This is a genomic window from Acinetobacter sp. RF14B (assembly GCF_006864105.1).
GTDB lineage: Bacteria > Pseudomonadota > Gammaproteobacteria > Pseudomonadales > Moraxellaceae > Acinetobacter > Acinetobacter lwoffii_C.
Map to the genome: position 1 here is coordinate 1 of NZ_SMTB01000142.1, position 3,934 is coordinate 3,934.

The 3,934-nt window shown below is 41.5% G+C and carries 4 protein-coding genes and 1 pseudogene; all 5 read right to left on the bottom strand.

Features of this window, described 5'->3' with window-relative positions; genetic code table 11:
* A partial coding sequence (locus tag E2K52_RS13670) for a transposase zinc-binding domain-containing protein (protein ID WP_171478870.1) occupies positions 1 to 370 on the bottom strand: 370 nt, incomplete at its 3' end.
* Positions 371 to 481: 111 nt separating this feature from the next.
* Positions 482 to 958: pseudogene (locus tag E2K52_RS13675) on the bottom strand (GMP synthase (glutamine-hydrolyzing)); the annotation flags it as partial.
* 56 nt (positions 959 to 1,014) lie between these two features.
* Positions 1,015 to 1,875 carry a macrolide hydrolase EstT gene (gene estT, locus E2K52_RS13680; RefSeq protein WP_077782102.1) on the bottom strand — a complete coding sequence of 287 codons (861 nt, stop codon included), beginning with the start codon at positions 1,873 to 1,875 and terminating at the stop codon, positions 1,015 to 1,017.
* A gap of 17 nt (positions 1,876 to 1,892) precedes the next feature.
* On the bottom strand, positions 1,893 to 3,029 hold the full coding sequence (tet(X), locus tag E2K52_RS13685; protein WP_044502094.1) for a tetracycline-inactivating monooxygenase Tet(X): 1,137 nt from the start codon (positions 3,027 to 3,029) through the stop codon (positions 1,893 to 1,895).
* Between the two features lie 46 nt (positions 3,030 to 3,075).
* Complete coding sequence (locus E2K52_RS13690) at positions 3,076 to 3,429, bottom strand: nuclear transport factor 2 family protein (protein WP_151205576.1); 354 nt, start codon at positions 3,427 to 3,429, stop codon at positions 3,076 to 3,078.
* Between the last annotated feature and the right edge of the window lie 505 nt (positions 3,430 to 3,934).

Genomic DNA, 3,934 nt, shown 5'->3' on the forward strand with positions numbered 1-3,934 from the left:
CCCACTGACGCATGGGTTGTTCAGGCAGTACTTCATCAACCAGCAAGGCGGCACTTTCGGCCATCCGCCGCGCCCCACAGCTCGGGCAGAAACCGCGACGCTTACAGCTGAAAGCGACCAGGTGCTCGGCGTGGCAAGACTCGCAGCGAACCCGTAGAAAGCCATGCTCCAGCCGCCCGCATTGGAGAAATTCTTCAAATTCCCGTTGCACATAGCCCGGCAATTCCTTTCCCTGCTCTGCCATAAGCGCAGCGAATGCCGGGTAATACTCGTCAACGATCTGATAGAGAAGGGTTTGCTCGGGTCGGTGGCTCTGGTAACGACCAGTATCCCGATCCCGGCTGGCCGTCCTGGCCGCCACATGAGGCATGTTCCGCGTCCTTGCAATACTGTGTTTACATACAGTCTATCGCTTAGCGGAAAGTTCTTTTACCCTCAGCCGAAATGCCTGCCGTTGCTAGACATTGCCAGCCAGTGCCCGTCACTCCCACTCAATAGTTGCCGGCGGCTTTGAGGAAACATCGTAGGTTACCCGCGAAATACCGGGAATCTCATTAATGATGCGGCTAGAAACCGTTTCTAAAAACTCATACGGCAAGTGTGCCCAGCGCGCTGTCATAAAATCGATAGTTTCTACTGCGCGCAATGCCACCACATACTCATAGCGGCGGGCATCGCCCACTACGCCAACCGACTTCACTGGCAAGAATACAGCGAAGGCTTGGCTGGTTTTGTGATACAGGTCAGCGGCATACAGCTCTTCGATAAAGATGGCATCAGCCAAGCGCAACCTGTCGGCATATTCTTTTTTTACTTCGCCAAGAATACGCACACCCAAGCCAGGGCCAGGGAAGGGATGACGGTAAACCATGTCGTAGGGCAGACCTAACTCCATACCGATCTTGCGCACCTCATCTTTAAACAGCTCGCGCAGCGGCTCCACCAGCTTGAGCGTCATAACACATTGATATTAGCTTCAATCTCTAAACCGTTGATTTGGAAATACATAATACCCTATTTGTTCATTCTTTTGTTATTTGTTGTATGTTGCGTTATTCCATCAATAATTTTATTCCAATCTTCGAAATGTAGTTCGTGTCCGGTTCCATCAAGCGTTATTAGTTTTGAGCCGTTTATCTTTTCAAGTAAAACTGCTGAATTCTTAAAATGCCATATTTTATCGTCCGTTCCGTGTACAATTAAGGTTGGTTGATTGATTTCGCTCAATCTGTTCCAGTATTCTTCACCACCTTGCAGTGCCGCATGATTGAACATACTTATATAGTTATTAGCTCTTTTAAATTCGGCTCTAATCAGTTTTTCACTTCTTTGTTTGTCAAATTGTTTCCTGCCGCTCATCAATTCAGCACCTTGAATTAAATAATTTGCCACACTGTCTTCATTTGTCCAATCTACGGTTTCAGCTTTTCCGTGAAAATCTAAAATACGCGTATCCATTTCAGGAATTGTGGGGTCTGAGTCGCCCCAAGGACCTGATGAGATTAGTGTTATTGAACTTACCCTGTCGGCATATTTTATTGATGCTATTTGAGAAATCAGTCCGCCCAGTGAAATTCCCACAAAATTGGCTTTGACTATTTTATAGCCGTCCAAAATTGAAATAGCATCATGGGTTAAGTCAACAATATCATAGGGGGTTGAACCCGGTTCGTAATTAGTAGATTTTCCTACGTCCCTATTGTCGTAGCGAATAACAAAAAATCCCTTTTCAGATAGTTTCTGGCAAAATTCAGCATCCCAATACAACATGGATACCGTTGCTCCCGCAATCAAGAGTATTGCCGGATCTTTTTCACATCCAAAACTTTCGGTAAAAAGTCTTATTCCGTTTTTTTTAACTATTTTCTCTTTCATTTCCTCGCCTTTCTGTTTTATAGATTCATTAGTTTTTGGAAAGAAAAGTCGAGGCTGAACATTTCCGTTTCGTTTATTATTGATTCTGCCTGTGCTTCTCTTCCATAAGCAAACATTTGCTGTTCATAATTTTCAATAGCCTCTTCAATGCTGTTAAATTTCCCATTGGTCAGATTATCCGACAATATCAAGGCATCCATCAACCCACTGTTTACGCCTTGTCCTGCAAAAGGAGGCATCAAATGAGCAGCATCTCCAATCATCGTTATGGGTAATGGACGCTTACTTTTCCAAGACTTATCTAAGGGAAATATTCGTGTCGCTAACCCTACAAAAGATGATGTCAAACGAATCAGTTCTTTGTAGCGTTCGTCCCAATCGGAAAATTTTTTCAGGAGAAAATCAACGACACTATTTCTGTCTTGAAAATCTACCCGCGTTTTGCTTTTCCATTCATCAGGTGTTTTAAAACTTATTCCAAAATGCAATGCACCATTATTATTAGGATTCGCAAATAATAAATTACCTTGATGAGCAGCCATTAGCCGGTTTCCATTGCAAAGCTGAAAAAATCCAGGACAGTTCACCTCCGGTTGATGAATATCGGCTTGTATATTGAAAGTACCTGTTTCTTCAACTTCCGTGTCGGTAACAAATTTTCTTACTTTAGACATTCCACCATTGGCAATAATAACCAGATCTGCTGTTTCACTCGATTTATCCTCAAAAGTTAGTATCCACTTCTCCTTATCAGGTTCAAGGGTAACAAGTTTTCTATCCCAAATGACGGTATCATTTTGTAAACTATTTAATAGGATAGTCCTTAAGTCATTTCTGTTTATTTCAGGATTGTCAAAACGATTTTCGGGTCTTACATTTTTTGTGGTTAAAATATTGCCCTTTTCATCAACAATATTTACACCCATTGGTAAAGCTAAGTCATAATAAGTTTGTAACAATCCCGCTCTTTTCATTGCTTCCTGTCCCGAATCCCTGTGCAGATCAAGTGTCCCACCAAAAATCCTTGCATCTTGGTCTTTGTCTCTCTCGTAAACTGTAATGTCCACGCCGTTTTGCTGTAACAATCTCGCCATTGTTAATCCAACAGGCCCGGCACCAATTATTGTAATTTTTTTATGTTTTAGTAAAGTCATATTCTTGTTCGCTGGTTTTAATGTCAACTAATGTCTGTCAATTTAATCACTTTTTTTTTTTAAATTCAAACACGGATTTTCCTGATAACTTTAGCTTTTGCCCTTTTTTTAAGCCGTTCGGAAAGTCAATTGCTAAAATTGCTGTATAATCAATTTCTATTTCAGTGCTGTTGTCAAAATGCCTAAACGATTTAACTGTCTGTGTTCTCTTTGCAAAGTATGTTTTTGCTGTTTCTGCCTGTTGTTTAAACGCTGTTAACCCTTTCAGCGATAAACTTATATCATTATTTTGAATGTTTTCAAAAACAATATTATCGTCAAGGTCTGCAACCATTTTTTTGATATCAAATTGGTTGTATCCATCGATGTAGTTATTGATGATGTTTACTCTGTCGGTCATATTTTGTAATTATTTATCGGTTACATATTGGTGTTGTCTGTAGGTTGTTCTACGATAATTGCCAACTTTTAACTTCTATACGAAGGAACATGTTGGGATACTTGAACTTTCGATTTAGCGCCAACACGAGCAAACCGAAGTTAGCACCTACTCTCTATTCAGCATATTTTTTAAAAATACTTGTGGCAATGTGTCCGCCAAAACCAAAAGTATTACTCATTGCGTAATTCACTTGCCGTTGTTGTGATTGGTGTAACGTCAAGTTAAATATATCCCTATATTCAGGTTCAATATCTACCGAATTGATTGTTGGCGGAACAATGTTATTCTGAACAACGTATAGGAAGAATAAACGCCCTTTTCACCCAAGTCCAACAGCTTTGGACCGCAGTTGACTCTTTCGACACCCCTGCGATGCAACCCAATCCGGCTGACGGGGAGCCAGCAACGCTGAAAATTTACCCTCCTCTTTCCCACTAGCGGCTCCTTTTCCGACAACCAGCAC